The organism is Gordonia rhizosphera NBRC 16068, from assembly GCF_000298195.1.
Lineage (GTDB): Bacteria > Actinomycetota > Actinomycetes > Mycobacteriales > Mycobacteriaceae > Gordonia > Gordonia rhizosphera.
The window spans coordinates 1-19,092 of sequence record NZ_BAHC01000142.1 but is presented as its reverse complement, the minus strand read 5'-3'; the positions used below and the strand labels follow the sequence as shown (position 1 = coordinate 19,092).

Here is a 19,092-nt window from a genome sequence, read left to right as displayed (position 1 = left end):
CACCCTGGAGGAGATGACCATCGAGCTGTTCTACCCGGCCGATGACACGACCGAATCCGCGGTTGCAATGATGCAGGGGTGATCCGACCCGCGCCGACCTCGCCCGCCGCCGTCCTCTGGGACATGGACGGCACGTTGCTCGACTCCGAACCGATCTGGGACATCGCGATGGAGGACCTGGCGCTGCGGCACGGCATCATGATGGGCCCCGCGCTGCGGGAGTCGACACTCGGGAACTCGCTGCCAGACGCGATCACCAAGGTGCACGACGCGGCGCAGTTGACCTCCGCAGAGCGTGACGTCGCGGCCGATTCCCGCTGGATGCTCGATCACGTCGCGCACCTGTTCTCCAGGGGCCTGCCCTGGCGGCCGGGGGCCGTCGAGGCCCTGGACCTGCTCCGGGTGGCGGGAGTGCCGATGGTGTTGGTGACCAACACGGTCCGCGAGCTGACCGAGGTCGCTCTCGACACCCTCGGTCGCCAGCGGTTCCTCGCCTCGGTGTGCGGCGACGAGGTGAGCACCGGCAAACCCGCCCCCGACCCATATCTGCGTGCGGCGGAGCTGCTGGGCACCAGACCCGACGACTGTCTGGCGGTGGAGGATTCGCCCACCGGAACCGACGCGGCGACGACCGCCGGCTGTCCCACCCTCGTGGTGCCCTCGGCGGTCCCGGTGCCCGCGGGCGCGCTGCGCACCTTCCGCCGGACGCTGATCGGCCTGACCATCGACGACGTCACCGACGCGTGGACCGGCCAACATCGGGGGCATCGCGACATGCGATGATGGGCACTCGTGAAGACATTCGAGGAGCTGTTCGCGGAGCTGACCGAGAAGGCGCAGACCCGGCCGGAGGGCAGCGGGACCGTCGCGGCACTCGATGCGGGAATCCACACCCTCGGCAAGAAGATCATCGAGGAGGCCGGCGAGGTCTGGCTGGCCGCCGAACACGAATCGGATGAGTCGCTCTCCGAGGAGATCTCCCAGCTGCTCTATTGGCTTCAGGTGATGATGGTCAAGCGTGGACTCTCGTTGGCCGACGTGTACCGCCATCTGTAGGGGCTCGTGACGAATGACGTCATCGTCGCGACCCCGCGGATATCAGCTCATCGCTCGGCAACCAGTAAGGACATCGAAGACACCATGTTGCGTGTAGCCGTTCCCAACAAGGGCGCGCTCTCCGAATCCGCCGCGACCATTCTCGCCGAGGCCGGATACCGTCGGCGTTCCGACGCGAAGGACCTCACGGTTCTCGACAACGCCAACGACGTCGAGTTCTTCTTCCTGCGGCCCAAGGACATCGCGATCTATGTCGGTGCCGGGACCCTCGACCTCGGCATCACCGGCCGTGATCTCGCCCGTGATGCCGGCGCGACCGTCGACGAGCAGCTCTCGATGGGCTTCGGGTCGTCGACGTTCCGCTACGCCGCCCCTGCCCACGCGACCTGGACGATCGACGACCTGGCCGGCAAACGGATCGCCACGTCGTACCCGAACCTGGTGCGCGAGGATCTCGCCGCGCGTGGCATCGAACCGGAACAGATCATCCGGCTCGACGGCGCCGTGGAGATCTCCATCCAGCTCGGTGTCGCCGATGTGATCGCCGACGTCGTCGGATCGGGCCGCACGCTGCGCCAGCACGGACTGGCCGCGTTCGGGGAATCGCTGTGCGACTCCGAGGCGGTGCTGCTCTCGCGCAGCGGCGCCGGCCTGGACAAGGCTGCACGCCAGTTCGTCGCCCGCGTGCAGGGTGTGGTGTTCGGGCAGCAGTACGTGATGATCGACTACGACTGCCCGCGCTCGCTGCTCGAGCAAGCATCGAAGCTCACGCCGGGTCTGGAATCGCCGACGGTCGCGCCGATGGCCGACCCCGACTGGGTGGCGGTGCGCGCGATGGTGCCCCGCAAGAACCACCAGAGCCTCATGGACGAGCTCTCCGAGCTCGGCGCGAAGGCGATCCTCGCCACCGACATCCGGTCCTGCCGGTTCTGAGGCTCGCCCGGTCAGTTCCCGGTGCCGGCTCAGCGGACCCTGAAGACCTCGCACCACCGGGCAGTCATCGACACCGGCGTTTCGGTGCCCCGCTCATGCGCGGACTTCAGGGCCGGCCGCTCGCCGAACTCTTCGGGTCAGCGTCGTTCGAGCAGCACCGTCTGCGCCGACCGCCCGATGAACCCGGTCCTGTCGTGCAGGTCGGCGAAGGTCGCGCCGAAACCGTCGGGTCCCTGCACGAGGTCGGCGTCGATACCCACCCACGGACCGCGTGGTATCCGGGTGAGGTGCACCGTCGTGTCGGTGTTCATCCACGTCCACTCATCGATCTGCAGTCGGGTGCCGAGTCCGTTGGCGATGTCGATGACGGTGAAGATCGATTCCAGGTCGGTGATCTCCTCGCCGCCGACGAGCGGGATCGCCGGGCGCACCCAAACGGCAGGGGTGTCGCCGGCGCGGCCGACGACGGTGGCCGAGTCGATGGTGCCGATGAAGCCGATGGTGCCCCAGTCCACGCCGAGATCGACATTCGACGTCACACCGCGCACCGGTTCGAGCTCGTCGGGCACCGGGGTCAACGGACCCGGGTCCTCGACGATCGCCGTCGTGTCGGCTCGGCGCAGCCGCCAGCCGACCGAACGTGCCACGAGTCGGAAGCTGCCGTCGGGTTGCCGGACCTCGAGGTCGGCTCCGATCAGGCTGATCTGACGTCCCGGCCGGATGACCTCGGTGCGCACCCGGTTCACGTCGAGCCCGATGGGACCGAGGATTTCGGTGGTCACCCGCGTGAACGTCTGGTTCGGATCAGGGTCTCGGCGTGCCAACGCGCGCATCAGCAGTCCCGATGGCGGACCGCCGTGCTGCATCGTCGAGGCCCAGACGCTCTGCGTCCCGTCGGTCGGCTGGAAGTACTCCCAGCTGCCGGGGTCGTCGACGGCGGATGGCGCATCGATCGGCACGTAGTAGCAGCTCTCCACACCGAACACCCTATGCCTACCGTCATAGTCGGTGCCGGGCGGGGCGCATCGTCCGGGCGAGCCCCGACGTCAGGCGACGAACCCCGCCGGCGGCCCCGGATACGGCGGGACGGTGCCACCGAACTCCGGGCAGCGGGACTTGTGCTCGCAGAAGCGGCACATCGCTGACCGCTGCGGACGGAAGTCACCGGTCGCGACCGCCGACCGGATCGCCGCCCAGATGGCCTTGAGGGTGCGCGCGAACCGGTCGAGTTCGTCACGGTCGGGTTCGTAGGTGAGCTGCTGACCGTCGGCGAGGTACATCAGCTGCAGGCGGGTGGGTACCACGCCGCGGGTGCGCAGGATGGCGAGCGCGTAGAACTTCATCTGGAACAGTGCCTTGGCCTCGTACATCTCGCCGGGGCTGCGGCCCGTCTTGTAGTCGACGATGCGGATCTGCCCGGTGGGTGCCACGTCGATGCGGTCGATGAAACCGCGCAGCAGCACCTCGTCGAGGTCGATCTCGACGTGTTCCTCGCAGGCATCGGCCTCGAAGGCCGTCGGGTTCTCCATCGTGTAATAGGTCGCGATGAGCTTCTGCGCCTCGGCCACGAAACGGTCCGTGGCCGAGGCGTCGATGACGTCGGCCAATGCGGGGTCGGCCTCACACATCGCCGCCCAGGCGCCCTCGACGAGCAGGTCCGCCGATTCCCGTGTCCGCAGCTGCGCGGGCATGTCGAAGAGGTTCTCGAGCGCCGCGTGCACGACGGTGCCGCGGGTCTGCGCCTCCGTCGGTTTCTCCGGGAAACGATCGATCGCGCGATACCGGTAGAGCAGCGGACACTGCTTGAAATCGGCCGCACGCGACGGGGAGAGGGCGAGCGGACGACCCAACAGTCCCCGCGGCGACGGTGCATCGCCCGGCATCGCACTCGCTTGCCCGGCCCCAGCGTCGATCGTCGTAGTCACATTTGGCAGGGTAGGTCGCGACACCGACATCTCCGAGCACCGACACCCTGACCAGCCGGAAGGACCCTCACCCGATGCCGACGACCGGCTCCTTCGCCGTGGGCGACCGCGTGCAGCTCACCGACGCCAAAGGGCGCAAGTTCACCGTGCATCTCGAGCCGGGCAAGCAGTTCCACACCCACCGGGGCGCCATCGCCCACGACGATCTGATCGGTGCGCCCGAGGGCAGCATCGTGTCGGCGACCAGCGGCACGCAGTATCTGGCACTGCGCCCGCTGCTCGTCGACTACGTGCTGTCGATGCCGCGCGGCGCCCAGGTCATCTATCCGAAGGACGCCGCCCAGATCGTCACCGAAGGCGACATCTTCCCGGGTGCGCGGGTACTGGAGGCCGGCGCGGGGTCGGGTGCGCTGACATGTTCGCTGCTGCGGGCGGTCGGTTCGAGCGGCCGCGTGACCTCCTACGAGATCCGCTCCGATCATGCCGAGCATGCGGTCCGCAACGTCGAGACCTTCTTCGGTGAGCGCCCACCGAACTGGGAACTCATCGTCGACGATCTGGCGAACCTCGACGCGGCAGGGCTCGCTCCGGAGAATCGTTTCGACCGGATCGTGCTGGACATGCTGGCCCCCTGGGAGCCGATGAATGTGGTCCGAACGGCCATCAAACCCGGTGGTGTGCTGATTATTTATGTGGCAACGGTCACTCAATTGTCCCGAATCATGGAGGCGTTACGAGATCAGGAGTGCTGGACGGAGCCGCGGGCCTGGGAATCGCTCGTGCGGGAATGGAGCGCGGTCGGTCTCGCAGTGCGGCCCGAACACAAAATGCAAGGCCACACCGCTTTCCTGATCACCACCCGGCGGCTTGCGGACGGTGTCACAACGCTGCGTCCGCAGCGTCGACCCAGCAAGGGCTGAGGTATTTTCCGATCTCCGCGCGCGAATAGGCTTAACCGCGCGAAACATCGCGAATACGTTGCAAAAACCTAGAATTAACGCGTCGTCAACACCTTGAGTTGCGCGGTGCAGGGCGATTTCGCGCCCACCCCGGTAGCGTGGTGTTACGGCGCAAACGCTCCGCCAGAGGGCGTTTGCCGGGGAGAGGAGTCAGTAATGACCGAATCTGACCGCCAGGGCGCCAGCGGCGCCGATCGTCTCGGGTCCACCCATGGGCTCGGAGCCGAACGTGACGAGCCCGCGCACGTCCCCGACGAGGGTTTCATCCCCGCGTATCCATCGCCATTCACGCGTCCCGAAGCGACCCGGCAGGCCGCCGGCCGGTCCACCGACGTCCGGGAGCTGCAGGAACGTGTCGACAACCTGACCGCCCGCAACGCCAAGCTCCTCGACACGCTCAAGGAGGCCCGCCAGCAGTTGGTGGCGCTGCGCGAAGAGGTCGACCGCCTCGGCCAGCCGCCGAGCGGCTACGGTGTGCTGCTCGAAACCCATCCCGACGCCACCGTCGACGTGTTCACGTCGGGCCGCAAGATGCGGTTGACCTGTTCCCCCAACATCGACACCGACACCTTGAGCCGGGGTCAGACGCTGCGACTCAACGAGGCGCTCACCATCGTCGAGGCGTGCGAATACGACTCGGTGGGCGAGATCAGCACGCTCCGCGAGGTCCTCGGTGACGGACAGCGCGCGCTGGTCGTCGGGCACGCCGACGAGGAGCGCGTGGTCTGGCTGGCCGACCCGCTGCTCGGCGACGTCGAAGGCGAAGACGGCCAGCGCCGCAAGCTGCGCCCGGGTGACTCGCTGTTGATCGACACCAAGGCCGGATTCGCCTTCGAGCGGGTGCCCAAGGCCGAGGTCGAGGACCTCGTCCTAGAGGAGGTGCCCGACGTCGGTTACGAGGACATTGGTGGTCTCGGCCGCCAGATCGAGCAGATTCGTGACGCTGTCGAGCTGCCGTTCCTGCACAAGGATCTGTTCCGTGACTACGCGCTGCGCCCGCCCAAGGGCGTGCTGCTCTACGGTCCGCCCGGATGCGGTAAGACGCTCATCGCCAAGGCCGTCGCCAACTCGCTGGCCAAGAAGATCGCCCAGGTCCGTGGCGACGATGCGAAGGAGGCGAAGTCCTACTTCCTGAACATCAAGGGACCGGAGCTGCTGAACAAGTTCGTCGGTGAGACCGAGCGTCACATCCGGCTGATCTTCCAGCGCGCTCGGGAGAAGGCGTCGGAGGGCACGCCGGTGATCGTGTTCTTCGACGAGATGGACTCGATCTTCCGGACCCGCGGGTCGGGTGTCTCCTCCGACGTGGAGACCACCGTCGTGCCGCAGTTGCTCAGCGAGATCGACGGTGTCGAGGGGCTCGAGAACGTCATCGTGATCGGCGCCTCGAACCGCGAGGACATGATCGATCCGGCGATCCTGCGACCCGGTCGTCTGGACGTGAAGATCAAGATCGAACGTCCCGACGCAGAATCGGCGATGGACATCTTCTCCAAGTACCTCACCGAGGGTCTGCCGGTGCACGCCGACGATCTGGGCGAGTTCGGCGGCGACCGCACGGCATGCCTCAACGCCATGATCGAACGGGTCGTCGAGCGGATGTACGCCGAGAGCGACGACAACCGGTTCCTGGAGGTCACCTACGCCAACGGTGACAAGGAGATCATGTACTTCAAGGACTTCAACTCCGGCGCGATGATCCAGAACGTCGTCGACCGGTCCAAGAAGTACGCGATCAAGTCGCAGCTGGAGACGGGGCAGCCCGGTCTGCGGGTGCAGCACCTGTTCGACTCGATCCTCGACGAGTTCGCCGAGAACGAGGATCTGCCGAACACCACCAACCCCGACGACTGGGCCCGGATCTCGGGCAAGAAGGGCGAGCGGATCGTGTACATCCGCACCCTCGTCACCGGCAAGAGCGCCGGCGCGAGCCGTGCGATCGACACGGAGACCAACACAGGTCAGTACCTGTAGTCACCGCGACGCGACACACGATCCGGGGGCCGGCGCCGACAGCGCCGGCCCCCGGATCGTTGTATGTGTGGGAGGCACCATCGCCGGATCCCGAGCGCGAGATGATCGAGCCACGAACGGCCACCATGACCCCATCGAGACACCGATCGTCGAGGCCGCGTTCTGCTGCGTATTCCGCCTTCGCAAACCAAATCCTATGGGGGACAAGGCGTTGCGCCTTCCGTCTGCCCTTGTGGATAACCCACCAACGGGCCAAATTCGCACACATGTTCGACTACTATCGGGGCATGCCGATCGAAAACGTGCCCCCTTGCGAGACCTGACCATCACCGCCGACGCCACCGGTCGTGAGGTGTTCGACACCACCAAGGTCCTGATGGGGCTGCGGAACGTGGCCGGCCCTGGCGTCGTTGGAGCGGGTCGCCGCCTACAGCGGGGATGGGGTGTTCTCCGGGGGACACGACACACTGGTCCGCGGCATGGGGCACACCGAGAAACGCGCACCGGAACCGTTGAGCGTTTTGTCGGGGCCACCCCGCGCGAGGTGCTCGACACCGCCCGCACACTCGGCAACCAGGTCGCCGACGACCACGGCGGTGTGCCGGCCGGTGAGGACCGGACGATCAACGAGTGGTCCTCCAAGCCGACCGATGACGGTCGGTTGGAGGTACAGGCGAATCCGGACATCGTGATCGGGGAGAAACTGGTGTCGGCGATCGTATCCCTGTCCGGTAAGTGGCTGGGTCCGATCTCGCAGACCCTGGCGAAGACGCTGTCCTGTGATGCCACGGTGACCGCGATCATCGTTGACGGCGAGAAGGTGCCGTTGGACATGGGACACCCGCAGCGCCTGTTCACCCATCATCAACGCAAGGCGTTGATCGTCCGCGACCAGTGTTGTGTCAAATGTGGTGCGGCAGACGGCTATACCGTCTGCCACCACATCCACCATTGGGCTGATGGGGGTCCCACCGACCTGGACAACGGGTGCCTGTTGTGCACCTCGTGTCACGCCCAGATCCACGCCTCCGGCTGGGACATCATCATGGGCGCCGACCGCCACCCCTGGCTGCTCCCACCCTTCGAGCAGGACCCGACCCGCACCCCGATCCCCGCCTACAACCGGCGCACCATGCACCTCGACGACATCGCCGCCTGACCCGCAGGCCTGATCCCAGGGCCTGACCGAGAAGAACCGACCAGCAGCACGACCCGACCACCCCGGGACCTCCCGGGACGCACGTACCTTGAGAACTTCATAGTGGAATAGGGCACACCCCGATGTGCCCGCCGGATCTCGGTCCGACGGGCACACCGGGGCTACTCGAACCCCTCGTCGCGCTCCGCGCCGTCAGCCAGAGCAGCACCGCTCAGTGGACAGGACCACCAAGTCAGGTGTTCGCGCCCGGAACGAGCACGGTCTCACCCAGGCTCGGACCCGCGTCCTCGGCGGTGCCCAGCGGGTAGCGGACCAGACCGAACTCGGCGTCGTCGGACAGCTGCGGATGCCGGGGGAGCACCCGGGCGGTGTAACCGTGGCGGCCGGAACGATCCGGTGCGATGCTCGCGAGGAACAGCGTTCGACCGGACGGATCGGCCTGATCGGTGGGGCTCATCTCGGCGATCACCGGCTCGACGATCTCGCCGTCGTCGGTCACTCGTCCGACCAGCGCCTGCACGCACACCTGGTCGGGCTTGAGTTCGCCCAGTGCGACGTGTGCGGTCAGCGTCAGGCTGACCCGTTGCGGGCTGTCCTCGAGCAGCGAGTCACCGGACCCGGATTCGTCGATCCCCGCGATCTGCACCGACGACCACGACCGGTCGAGGACCTGACGGTACTCGGCGAGATCCTTGGCCGGCGCGTAGTCGTCGGCGACGATCGAGGCGAACTGCCGCGCGGCAGGCCCGTAGAGCGCGGTGGTGTAGTCGCGCACCATGCGGGCGGCTTCGACCTTCGGGCCGAGCCGGGCGATGGTGTGACGCACCATCTGCACCCACCGTTCGGGCACGTTCACGGACGTCCGGTTGTAGAACAGCGGGATCACCGACTCCTCGAGGAGGGAGTAGAGCGCCTCGGCCTCGAGGTCGTCGCGGCGGTGTTCGTCGGTCACACCCTCCGCCGACGGGATGGCCCACCCGTTGTCGCCGTCGGCCATCTCGTCCCACCACCCGTCGAGGATCGACAGGTTGAGGCCGCCGTTCATCGCCGACTTCATGCCCGACGTGCCGCAGGCCTCCATCGGCCGCACCGGGTTGTTCAGCCAGACATCGCATCCCGCGTAGATGTCGCGGGCCATCGAGATGTCGTAGTCGGGCAGGAACACGATCCGATCGCGCAGTTCGGGGTCCTCGGTGAACCGAACGACCTGCTGGATCAGGGCCTTGCCGCCGTCGTCGGCGGGATGGGCCTTGCCTGCGATCACCAGCTGTACCGGACGGTCCGGATCGGTCAGGATGCGTCGCATCCGTTCCGGGTCGCGCAGCATGAGGGTGAGGCGCTTGTAGGTGGCCGCCCGGCGGGCGAAACCGATGGTCAGCGCCGACGGGTCGAAGATTTCGGCGGTCCAGCCTAGTTCGGCATCGGTGAATCCGCGTTCCCGGCCGCTGAGGTACGCGCGCCGACGCACCTCGTCGACGAGATGGGCGCGCATCGTCGAACGGATCTGCCAGATCTCGTCGGTCGGCAGGGTGGCGACGATCTGCGCGACGGCCTCCTCGTCGCCACCGGCGAGATCCTGCCACCGGCGCGCGACCCAGGTCGGGCCGTGCACGCCGTTGGTGACGGCACCGATGGGCACCTCGTCGGCGTCGAAACCCGGCCACAGGCCCGAGAACATCTCCCGGCTCACCGCGCCGTGCAGCTGCGAGACGCCGTTGCTTCGCTGACCGAGTCGAAATCCCATGTGCGCCATGTTGAACACGCCGGGGTCGGCCTCGTCGCCGAGCCCGAGGACCGTCGCCACCGGCAGGCCGGGCAGCAGACGCGAGTCTCCGGCCTCGTCGGCGTCGAGGTAGTAGCGGACCATGTCCATCGGGAAGCGGTCGATACCCGCCGGGACCGGGGTGTGGGTGGTGAAGATGTTGGACGCGCGGACCACCGCCTCGGCCGAGTCGAAGTCCAGCGCCTGAGGTGCCGAGACCTTGCGGCCGGATCGTTTCGCCGGCGCCGGGTTCGTCAGTTCACGCACGCGTTCCACACCCAGGAATCCGGCGTGACCCTCGTTCATGTGGAACACGGTCGGCTCGGCATGACCGGTGATCCGGATGTACTCGCGCACCGCCCGGACGCCGCCGATGCCGAGCAGGATCTCCTGCTTGATCCGGTGATCCTGGTCGCCTCCATAGAGCCGGTCGGTGACACCGCGCAGCTCTTCGTCGTTCATCGGTACATCGGCGTCGAGCAGCAACAGCGGGATACGTCCCACCATCGCCACCCACACCTGCGCGTTCAGCGTGCGCCCGCCGGGCATCGAGATCGTCACGATGACCGGGGCGTCACCGTCGGCGAGGATCGTCAGCGGCAGCGACGTCGGGTCGTTGACCGGATAGCGCTCCACCTGCCAGCCGTCATGGGTCAGGCCCTGATGGAAGTAACCCGATCGATAGAACAGGCCGACACCGATCAGCGGCAGGCCCAGGTCGGAGGCCGCCTTGAGATGGTCGCCGGCCAGGATGCCCAGGCCGCCGGAGTAGATGGGCAGCACCTCGGAGATGCCGAACTCCATCGAGAAGTAGGCGATCCCTTGCGGCGCCACGTTTTCCGGCTCCAGGCCGGCCGCGTAGTCACCGAACCAGCGGGGCTCGTCGGTGTAGCGGGTGAGGTCGTCGCGCACCGCGGCGAGGCGGTCTAGGAACGCGTGGTCGCCGGCGAGTTCGGCGAGCCGTTCGGGCGCGACCTCGTCGAGCAGCCGCAGTGGATCCCCGGTCTCACGCCACTTGGTGGTGTCGATGGTCGCGAACAGATCCTGGGTCGGCTGGTGCCAGACCCAGCGCAGATTGCGGGCGAGTGTGGTGAGTTCTGACAGTTCGGTCGGAAGCGGCACACGAACGGTGAACCGGCGGAAGGCTTTCACCACGTAGACGCTACCGACGGGAGCCCGGGACTGCGACCGGTGCAACATGAACATTACCCTCGTCATATGCAGCGAATCATCGGTACCGAGGTCGAGTACGGCATTTCCGCGCCCGGCGACCCGACCGCGAATCCGATCATGACGTCCACACAGGCCGTTCTGGCGTACGCGGCGGCCGCCGGGGTGCCCCGCGCCAAGCGCACGCGCTGGGATTACGAGGTCGAGTCCCCGCTGCGCGACGCCCGTGGTTTCGACCTGGGGCGTGGGGCCGGCCCGGCGCCGATCATCGACGCCGACGAGATCGGCGCGGCCAACATGATCCTGACCAACGGCGCGCGTCTGTACGTCGACCACGCGCACCCGGAGTACTCGGCCCCGGAGGTCACCGACCCGCTCGATGCGGTGATCTGGGACAAGGCGGGCGAGCGTGTCATGGAGGCCGCCGCGCGGCATGTGGCCAGCGTGCCCGGGGCGCCGCGGCTGCAGCTCTACAAGAACAACATCGACGGCAAGGGCGCCTCGTACGGCACACACGAGAACTACCTGATGAGCCGCGACACCCCGTTCACCGCGGTGATCGCGGGTCTGACCACCTTCTTCGCGTCGCGGCAGGTCATCTGCGGCTCGGGCCGCGTCGGCATCGGTCAGTCCGGTGACGAGGCCGGTTACCAGCTGTCACAGCGTTCGGACTACATCGAGGTCGAGGTCGGCCTGGAGACCACGCTCAAACGCGGGATCATCAACACCCGCGACGAACCGCACGCCGATCCCGAACGCTACCGCCGCCTGCACGTCATCATCGGCGATGCGAACCTCGCCGAGACGGCCACCTACCTCAAGGTCGGTACCACCGCTCTCGTCCTCGATCTCATCGAGGCGGGTGTGGACTTCTCCGATATCGAGCTCGCCCGACCGGTGCAGGCCGTCCACACCATCAGCCACGACCCGTCGTTGGGCGCGACGGTCGCACTCACCGACGGACGCGAACTGACCGGGCTGGCCCTGCAGCGGGAGTACCTGGAACGGTGCGTGAAATTCCACGAGGCAGAGAACAGCGATGACGCGCGGGTCGCGCACGTCCTGCAGACCTGGGCCGAGGTCCTCGACAAGCTCGAACGCGACCCGATGGAATGCGCCGACATCCTGGACTGGCCGGCGAAACTACGCATCCTCGAGGGTTTCCGGCAGCGGGAGGGACTGGGCTGGTCGGCGCCGCGCCTGCAGCTCATCGACCTGCAGTACTCCGATGTCCGCCTCGACAAGGGGCTCTACAACCGCCTGGTGGCGCGCGGGTCCATGAAGCGGCTTGTCGACGAGAACGACGTCATGCGGGCGATCGACACCCCGCCGGAGAACACCCGTGCCTACTTCCGCGGCGAATGCCTGCGGAGGTTCGGCGCGGACGTCGCCGCAGCGAGCTGGGACTCGGTCATTTTCGATCTCGGAGGCGATTCGTTGGTGCGGATCCCGACGTTGGAGCCGCTGCGGGGCAGCCGGGCGCACGTCGGGAAACTGCTCGACACGGTCGACTCCGCAGCCGAACTCGTCGACCAGCTGACCACTGCCTGACCGCAGTCACGATTTCGGCGCGTCCGCTTCCGCCCGCCGACGCGGGTCCACCGGTAGGGTAGGGAATTACACGATTTCACCGATCCGAGTCCCTTCGGGACCGAATCGTCGCCCGACCGGGCGGATCGAGGCCGGGTGCGTAGTACGCGGATTCGGCGAGTTGAAGGAGGCAGCAGATGGCGCAGGAACAGACCAAGCGCGGTGGCGGCGGCGACGACGGCGATGTGGGCCCCGAGGGCAGTGCCGGACAGGAACGCCGCGAGAAGCTTGCCGAGGACACCGACGACCTGCTCGACGAGATCGACGACGTGCTCGAGGAGAATGCCGAGGACTTCGTGCGCGCCTACGTGCAGAAGGGCGGCCAGTGAGCGATCGGATCGGTTCACTGCCCCCAAACCCGACCCCGCGACCCATATCGTCTCTCGGCTCCGACATCTCGTCGTTCACCGAGTTCTTGCGTGCACACGCCCCCGAGCAGCTGCCGCAGTATCGGGCTGACCGGATGGCGATGACCGGCGCCGGGTCGACCGACGACATTCCCCACGGCACCACGATCGTCGCCGTGTCCTACCCGGGCGGGGTGGTGATCGCCGGCGATCGCCGGGCCACGATGGGCAATCTCATCGCCACCCGCGACGTGCAGAAGACCTACATCACCGACGAGTACTCGGCGTGCGGTATCGCCGGCACGGCGGGAATCGCCATCGAGATGGTTCGTCTGTTCGCCGTCGAACTCGAGCATTACGAGAAGATCGAGGGCATCCCGCTGACCCTCGACGGCAAGGTGAGCCGGCTCGCCACGATGGTGCGCGGCAATCTCGGGGCGGCCATGCAGGGGCTGGCGGCGATCCCGTTGCTCGTCGGCTACGACATCGACCACGATTCCCCGACCGAACGCGGCCGGATCTTCTCCTTCGATGTTGCCGGTGACCGGCACGAGGAGTTCGGCGGCTATCAGGCCATCGGCTCGGGTTCGGTGTTCGCCAAGTCGTCGTTGAAGAAGCTGTACCGCAGCGACCTCGACACCGACTCGGCGCTCGCGATCGCCATCGAGTCCCTCTACGACGCCGCCGACGACGACTCGGCGACCGGTGGTCCGGACCTGGTGCGCAAGATCTTCCCGACCGCGGTCGTGGTGACCGCCGAGGGTGCCCGGGAGGTGGAGGCCGGTGAGATCGAGGCGGCGGCCCGCGCCATCACGGAACGTCGGGCCGCCGAGCACGAGGGGGACCCGCGATGACCTTCCCGTATTACGCCAGCGCCGAGCAGATCATGCGCGATCGCTCGGACCTGGCGCGCAAGGGTATCGCCCGCGGGCGCAGCGTGGTCGCACTGACCTACGCCGACGGTGTGCTGTTCGTGGCCGAGAACCCGTCGAACACGCTGCGCAAGGTCAGCGAGATCTACGACCGCATCGGTTTCGCCGCGGTCGGCAAGTACAACGAGTTCGAGAGCTTGCGCAAGGCCGGGATCCAGTTGGCGGACATGCGTGGCTACAGCTACGACCGCGCCGACGTCAGCGGACTGTCGCTGGCCAACGCCTACGCCAACACGCTCGGCGCAGTCTTCACCGAGCAGCCCAAACCCTACGAGGTGGAACTCTGCGTCGGTGAGGTGCCCAAGTACGGCAAACCCGGGCAGTCGCAGCTCTACCGCATCAGCTACGACGGTTCGATCTCCGACGAGACCCGCTTCCTGGTGATGGGCGGTGCGACCGAGGCGATCACCACCGCGCTGCGGGAAACCTACCAGCCCGACCTCGACCTGGCCGCCGCGCTGGCGGTCGCGGTCGCAGCCCTCGCGACACCGGTGGAGCATGGCGGCTCGCCGGGCACGACGGCGCCGCCACCGCCCCCACGTGAGCTCACCCCCGCCGACCTCGAGGTCGCGATCCTCGACCGGAACCGTCCGCGCCGGGCATTCAGGCGGCTGACCGCCGCCGGAGTGGCCCAGCTGCTGCCGGCGCCGGCGACCGAGGGGGACTCGGCCCCGTCGACCGACTCCGAACCGGGCGACGCGCCGTCGGCGGACGGCGAATCCTGACGACGCGATGAGCGACGTGGACGACGGTGCCGACCCCGGTGGGTCGGCACCGTCGCGTCACCCGTCCCCAACGCTCCCACGCGGGTAGGGTTGCAGGTGTGCAGCGTCGAATCATGGGTATCGAGACCGAGTTCGGTGTCACCTGTACCTTCCACGGTCATCGTCGACTGAGTCCGGACGAGGTCGCCCGGTACCTGTTCCGGCGGGTCGTCTCCTGGGGCCGGTCGTCGAACGTCTTCCTGCAGAACGGGGCGCGCCTGTACCTCGACGTCGGTTCGCATCCGGAGTACGCCACGGCCGAATGCGACAGCCTCATCCAGCTGATCAACCACGACCGCGCCGGCGAACTGGTGCTCGAGGACCTCTTGGTCGACGCCGAGCAGCGGCTGGCCGACGAGGGGATCGGCGGCGACATCTACCTGTTCAAGAACAACACCGACTCCGCCGGCAACTCCTATGGCTGCCACGAGAACTACCTGGTGGTGCGCGCCGGCGAGTTCTCGCGCATCTCCGATGTGCTGCTGCCGTTCCTGGTCACCCGCCAGCTGATCTGCGGCGCCGGCAAGGTGCTGCAGACCCCGAAAGCCGCGACCTTCTGTCTGTCGCAGCGTGCCGAGCACATCTGGGAGGGCGTGTCGTCGGCGACCACGCGGTCGCGGCCGATCATCAACACCCGTGACGAGCCGCACGCCGACGCCGAGAAGTACCGGCGGCTGCACGTCATCGTCGGGGACTCGAACATGTCCGAGATGACGACCATGCTCAAGGTCGGGTCGGCCGCCCTCGTCCTGGAGATGATCGAGGCCGGGGTGGCGTTCCGGGATTTCGCCCTCGACAATCCGATCCGCGCCATCCGGGAGGTCAGCCACGACCCGACCGGACGGCGTCCGGTGCGCCTGGCCGGCGGGCGGCAGGCGAGCGCGCTCGACATTCAGCGCGAGTACCACGCGCGTGCCATCGAACACATGGCCAACCGTCGCCCCGATCCGGAGATGGACATGGTCGTCGACCTGTGGGGCCGCATGCTCGACGCGGTCGAGAGCGGTGATTTCGCCAAGGTGGACACCGAGATCGACTGGGTGATCAAACGCAAGCTGTTCCAGCGCTACCAGGACCGCTATTCAATGGAGCTGTCGGATCCGAAGATCGCGCAGCTGGACCTGGCGTTCCACGACATCAAGCGCGGGCGCGGGGTGTTCGACCTGCTCAGCCGCAAGGGTCTGGTCACTCGGGTCACCACCGACGAGGCGATCGCGACCGCGGTGAACGAGCCCCCGCAGACGACGCGTGCCAAGCTACGTGGTGATTTCATCTCGGCGGCCCAGAAGGCGGGACGCGACTTCACCGTCGACTGGGTGCACCTCAAGCTCAACGATCAGGCGCAGCGCACAGTGCTGTGCAAGGACCCGTTCCGGAGTGTGGACGAGCGCGTCGATCGGCTCATCGCGTCCATGTGATGGCTAAGCTGGCCGGGTGGCAACCGAGAAAGTCGAACGCCTCCTCAATCTGGTGATCTGTCTGCTGTCGACTCGGCAGTTCGTGACCGCGGAGTACGTTCGGGCCAACGTCGCCGGCTATCACGACGACGGCCAGTCCGACGAGGCGTTCAACCGGATGTTCGAGCGTGACAAGAACGAGCTGCGCGACCTCGGAGTCCCGTTGGTCACCGGGCGATCGCCGATGTCGGGTGGTGCCGACGGCTATCGGATCAACCGCGATTCCTATGAGCTGCCCGACATCTCGCTCGACCGCGACGAATCGGCGGCCGTGGCGATGGCGGCCGCGCTGTGGAACACCCCCGAGATCACCAACATCGCCCAGACTGCCGTGCTCAAGTTGCAGGCCGCCGGGATCGACGTCCGCGCCGACGACGAGATCGGCTTCTCCGCAGCGCTCTCGCCGCGGTCGATGGGATCGGAGACCGCCCTGGCCACGTTGCTGTCCGCGGTCGGCGCGGCCCAGGCTGTGACCTTCGGCTATCGCGCGGGTTCCACCGCGGCCACGACCACCCGGACCCTGGAACCCTGGGGTGTGGTCACCCACCGCGGCCGGTGGTATGTCGTCGGTCACGACCGGGACCGCGACGCCACCCGCACCTTCCGGCTCTCGCGGATTTCCGACGTCGAGACGACCGGACCCGCGGGCGATGTCGTCGTCCCCGAGGGCACCGACGTGCAGCGGCTCGTCGCCACCACAGTGGATTCGGCCGCCGCATCCGACAGTGGTGTGGCCCGCATCTGGGTGGCCCGCGACCGGGCGGCCGGGCTGCGGCGTCACGCCACGGTCAGCGAACCGGGCGAGTTCGACGGCGAGCCGGGCGACGTCATCGCAATCGACATCCGGTCCCTGTCGACGCTGGCGCGGATGGTGCTCGGCGCCGGTCCGTCCGCGGTCGTCCTGCACCCGCCGGAGCTACGCGACGCCGTCGTCGCCGCGCTCGATCGTCTCGTCGCGGTGGGGTCATGATGGCCCGATCGGCACCGTCTCGATTCAGTCGCCTGCTGGCGATGGTGCCCTACTTCGCCGCCCGGCGGGGCATCTCGATCGTGGAGGCGGCCCGGGATCTCGGCGTCACACCCAAGCAGTTGACCAAGGACCTCGAACTGCTGTTCCTGTGCGGATTGCCCGGCTACTTCCCGAACGATCTCATCGACCTGCAGTTTGAGCACGGTTATGTCGAGGTCGGGTTCACCGCCGGCATGGACCGTCCGCTGCAATTGACCACCACGGAGGCGAGCACGATGCTGGTCGCGCTGCGTGCCCTCGCCGACATGCCCGGTGTCATGGAGACCTCGGCGGTGCTGCGGGCGATCGCCAAGATCGAGCAGGCGGTCGGATCGTCGGCGGAGGAAGGGGGCGGCGCCTCGTCGGACGGTGACGAGCCCGATGTGTTCACGACGATCCGCGAGGCGGTCCGGACCGGTCGGGCGTTGGCGATCCGGTACTACTCCGCCACCCGCGACAACGTCGGTGAACGGGTCGTCGACCCGATCCGGGTGCAGGTGGTCGACAACAACTCCTATCTCGAGGCGTGGTGCCGCAGCAGCGAGGGTGTCCGCCTGTTCCGGTTCGACCGGATCGACACCGCGACCATCCTCGACGAACCCTCGGCCCCACCCGAGGAGGCCGCGCTGACCCCGCAGTCGGCGATCCTGTCGGACAATCCGGACCTGCCCGCCGTCGACATCGAGATCGATCCTTCGGAGCTGTGGATTCTCGACTACTACACGATCGAGCCCGCCGAGGCACTGGAGAACCGGCCCGACCCCGACGCCCCGCTGCGGGCGCGGCTGATCTACGGCTCGCCGGAATGGTTGACCCGGTTCCTGCTCGGCTTCGGCGGTCGGGTCAGGGTGGTGTCATCGCCTGCCATCGCTGATACCGTCGTCACCACGGCGAGAGCAGCGCGAGCTCGTTACGCATGAGGTCGGGGGACGGCCAGGCACGCCGCCCGTCGGGCGGGCTCGGGTAGCATTGGCAATGTCGCGATTCGGAGGTTGAAACATGGGTGCACTGTCCTGGTGGCACTGGGCGATCGTTCTCATCGTTCTGGTGGTCCTCTTCGGTTCCAAGAAGCTGCCAGAAGCCGCCCGCGGACTCGGGCAGTCGCTGCGCGTCTTCAAGAGCGAGATGAAGGAGATGCAGAACGACGGCAAGCCGGCCGAGGAGGCCACGCCGCCGGCCAAGCGGGAACTGCCGCCGGCTGACACGTCGGGAACCTCGACACAGACCTCGTCCGACGACGTGAAGAAGTCTGCATAAGTCCTCGTCGATCGGATACCCAGGGCATTCGCGTGCGCATTTCCCTCGATCCCCGGCGTCGTAAGCGCAAAACCAATCCCGACGGCACGATGTCGTTGGTCGAGCATCTCTACGAACTCCGGACCCGCGTCGTCATCTCGATGATCGCGATCGTCGTGACGACGATCATCGGATTCGTGTGGTACTCCCACGGCTTCCTCGGTATCCCGTCGCTCGGCGACATGCTGCGCGGGCCGTACTGCGACCTGCCGGCCTCGTCGCGTGCGACCCTGACCGCCGACGATTCGTGTCGTCTGCTCGCGACCGGCCCGTTCGACCAGTTCATGCTCCGTCTGCAGGTGGCGTTGACCGCCGGCATCGTGCTGGCGTGCCCGGTGTGGCTGTATCAGATCTGGCAGTTCATCACACCGGGTCTGCACACCAACGAACGCCGCTACGCGATCAGCTTCGTGTCCTCGGCGGCGGTGTTATTCGTCGCCGGTGCCGTGCTCGCCTACCTGGTGGTGGCCAAGGCGTTCCACTTCCTGCTGACCGTCGGCAACGACGTCCAGGTGACCGCACTGGCCGGCGACCAGTACTTCGGCTTCATGATCCATCTGCTGATCATCTTCGGGGTCAGCTTCGAACTCCCGCTGCTGATCGTGGCGCTCAACCTGATCGGCGTCCTGAAGTACGAGCGGCTCAAGGCGTGGCGTCGCGGCATGATCTTCGCGCTGTTCGTCTTCGCCGCGATCGTGACACCTGGCCAGGATCCGTTCACCATGCTGGCCCTCGCCGCGGCGCTGACCGTCTTGATGG

The 19,092-nt window shown here is 67.2% G+C and carries 17 protein-coding genes and 1 pseudogene; 15 read left to right on the top strand and 3 right to left on the bottom strand.

The features are described 5' to 3' along the window. Window positions 1-78 precede the first annotated feature (78 nt). The 3 genes from GORHZ_RS18130 (at window position 79) to hisG (ending at window position 1,989) form a co-directional block, all read left to right on the top strand. Window positions 79-783, top strand: a complete 705-nt coding sequence (locus GORHZ_RS18130; protein ID WP_006335519.1) for an HAD family hydrolase — start codon at window positions 79-81, stop codon at window positions 781-783. 9 nt (window positions 784-792) lie between these two features. Continuing rightward, window positions 793-1,056, top strand: coding sequence for a phosphoribosyl-ATP diphosphatase (locus tag GORHZ_RS18125; protein ID WP_006335518.1), 264 nt, complete (start codon window positions 793-795; stop codon window positions 1,054-1,056). Between the two features lie 84 nt (window positions 1,057-1,140). Then, window positions 1,141-1,989 (top strand): ATP phosphoribosyltransferase, encoded by an 849-nt coding sequence (gene hisG / locus GORHZ_RS18120; protein ID WP_006335517.1) that lies wholly within the window; start codon window positions 1,141-1,143, stop codon window positions 1,987-1,989. A 137-nt stretch (window positions 1,990-2,126) separates the two neighbouring features. On the opposite strand, the gene GORHZ_RS18115 is transcribed toward hisG, so the two are convergent. Together GORHZ_RS18115 and GORHZ_RS18110 are read right to left on the bottom strand one after the other, a co-directional pair. Next, window positions 2,127-2,966: a thioesterase family protein gene (locus GORHZ_RS18115; protein WP_040532420.1), complete on the bottom strand. Its 840-nt coding sequence runs from the start codon at window positions 2,964-2,966 to the stop codon at window positions 2,127-2,129. A gap of 69 nt (window positions 2,967-3,035) precedes the next feature. Next, a complete protein-coding gene (locus GORHZ_RS18110) occupies window positions 3,036-3,872 on the bottom strand; it encodes a RecB family exonuclease (RefSeq protein WP_006335515.1) in 837 nt (278 codons plus the stop codon). A 116-nt stretch (window positions 3,873-3,988) separates the two neighbouring features. Between GORHZ_RS18110 and GORHZ_RS18105 the strand changes: the two genes are divergently transcribed. From GORHZ_RS18105 to GORHZ_RS18095, 3 genes and pseudogenes are all read left to right on the top strand, one after another. Next, complete coding sequence (locus tag GORHZ_RS18105; protein ID WP_006335514.1) at window positions 3,989-4,834, top strand: tRNA (adenine-N1)-methyltransferase; 846 nt, start codon at window positions 3,989-3,991, stop codon at window positions 4,832-4,834. A gap of 195 nt (window positions 4,835-5,029) precedes the next feature. After that, entirely contained in the window at window positions 5,030-6,847 is a 1,818-nt protein-coding gene (arc, locus tag GORHZ_RS18100) for a proteasome ATPase (RefSeq protein ID WP_006335513.1), read from the top strand. Between the two features lie 266 nt (window positions 6,848-7,113). Beyond that, a pseudogene (locus GORHZ_RS18095) lies at window positions 7,114-8,006 on the top strand (HNH endonuclease signature motif containing protein). A 232-nt stretch (window positions 8,007-8,238) separates the two neighbouring features. Here GORHZ_RS18095 and glgP read toward each other — a convergent pair. Further along, complete coding sequence (gene glgP / locus GORHZ_RS18090; protein WP_051998988.1) at window positions 8,239-10,920, bottom strand: alpha-glucan family phosphorylase; 2,682 nt, start codon at window positions 10,918-10,920, stop codon at window positions 8,239-8,241. A 66-nt stretch (window positions 10,921-10,986) separates the two neighbouring features. Between glgP and dop the strand changes: the two genes are divergently transcribed. From dop to tatC, 9 genes are all read left to right on the top strand, one after another. Then, window positions 10,987-12,489: a depupylase/deamidase Dop gene (gene dop / locus GORHZ_RS18085; RefSeq protein WP_006335502.1), complete on the top strand. Its 1,503-nt coding sequence runs from the start codon at window positions 10,987-10,989 to the stop codon at window positions 12,487-12,489. A 176-nt stretch (window positions 12,490-12,665) separates the two neighbouring features. After that, window positions 12,666-12,857, top strand: coding sequence for a ubiquitin-like protein Pup (locus GORHZ_RS18080; RefSeq protein WP_006335501.1), 192 nt, complete (start codon window positions 12,666-12,668; stop codon window positions 12,855-12,857). Next, window positions 12,854-13,729: a proteasome subunit beta gene (gene prcB, locus GORHZ_RS18075; RefSeq protein WP_006335500.1), complete on the top strand. Its 876-nt coding sequence runs from the start codon at window positions 12,854-12,856 to the stop codon at window positions 13,727-13,729. The genes GORHZ_RS18080 and prcB overlap by 4 nt, the downstream gene beginning before the upstream one ends. Next, a complete protein-coding gene (gene prcA, locus GORHZ_RS18070; protein ID WP_006335499.1) occupies window positions 13,726-14,532 on the top strand; it encodes a proteasome subunit alpha in 807 nt (268 codons plus the stop codon). Before prcB ends, prcA begins: the two co-directional genes overlap by 4 nt. Before the next feature lie 98 nt (window positions 14,533-14,630). Then, the gene (gene pafA / locus GORHZ_RS18065) at window positions 14,631-15,989 is read left to right on the top strand and encodes a Pup--protein ligase (RefSeq protein ID WP_040532417.1); all 1,359 of its coding nucleotides are present in this window, start codon (window positions 14,631-14,633) and stop codon (window positions 15,987-15,989) included. Window positions 15,990-16,005: 16 nt separating this feature from the next. Beyond that, a complete protein-coding gene (locus GORHZ_RS18060) occupies window positions 16,006-16,998 on the top strand; it encodes a helix-turn-helix transcriptional regulator (protein ID WP_006335492.1) in 993 nt (330 codons plus the stop codon). Next, window positions 16,998-17,957, top strand: coding sequence for a helix-turn-helix transcriptional regulator (locus GORHZ_RS18055; RefSeq protein ID WP_006335491.1), 960 nt, complete (start codon window positions 16,998-17,000; stop codon window positions 17,955-17,957). Before GORHZ_RS18060 ends, GORHZ_RS18055 begins: the two co-directional genes overlap by 1 nt. A gap of 79 nt (window positions 17,958-18,036) precedes the next feature. Continuing rightward, on the top strand, window positions 18,037-18,294 hold the full coding sequence (gene tatA, locus GORHZ_RS18050) for a Sec-independent protein translocase subunit TatA (protein ID WP_006335490.1): 258 nt from the start codon (window positions 18,037-18,039) through the stop codon (window positions 18,292-18,294). A gap of 32 nt (window positions 18,295-18,326) precedes the next feature. Continuing rightward, window positions 18,327-19,092 (top strand): twin-arginine translocase subunit TatC (gene tatC, locus GORHZ_RS18045; RefSeq protein WP_006335489.1); only part of this gene is annotated, 766 nt, incomplete at its 3' end.

Coding starts and splice junctions, on each gene's coding strand:
- hisG (WP_006335517.1), top strand. CDS start 1,141: ATGTTGCGTGTAGCCGTTCCCAACAAGGGCGCGCTCTCCGAATCCGCC.
- GORHZ_RS18110 (WP_006335515.1), bottom strand. CDS start 3,872: ATGCCGGGCGATGCACCGTCGCCGCGGGGACTGTTGGGTCGTCCGCTC.
- GORHZ_RS18105 (WP_006335514.1), top strand. CDS start 3,989: ATGCCGACGACCGGCTCCTTCGCCGTGGGCGACCGCGTGCAGCTCACC.
- arc (WP_006335513.1), top strand. CDS start 5,030: ATGACCGAATCTGACCGCCAGGGCGCCAGCGGCGCCGATCGTCTCGGG.
- dop (WP_006335502.1), top strand. CDS start 10,987: ATGCAGCGAATCATCGGTACCGAGGTCGAGTACGGCATTTCCGCGCCC.
- GORHZ_RS18080 (WP_006335501.1), top strand. CDS start 12,666: ATGGCGCAGGAACAGACCAAGCGCGGTGGCGGCGGCGACGACGGCGAT.
- prcA (WP_006335499.1), top strand. CDS start 13,726: ATGACCTTCCCGTATTACGCCAGCGCCGAGCAGATCATGCGCGATCGC.
- GORHZ_RS18055 (WP_006335491.1), top strand. CDS start 16,998: ATGGCCCGATCGGCACCGTCTCGATTCAGTCGCCTGCTGGCGATGGTG.
- tatA (WP_006335490.1), top strand. CDS start 18,037: ATGGGTGCACTGTCCTGGTGGCACTGGGCGATCGTTCTCATCGTTCTG.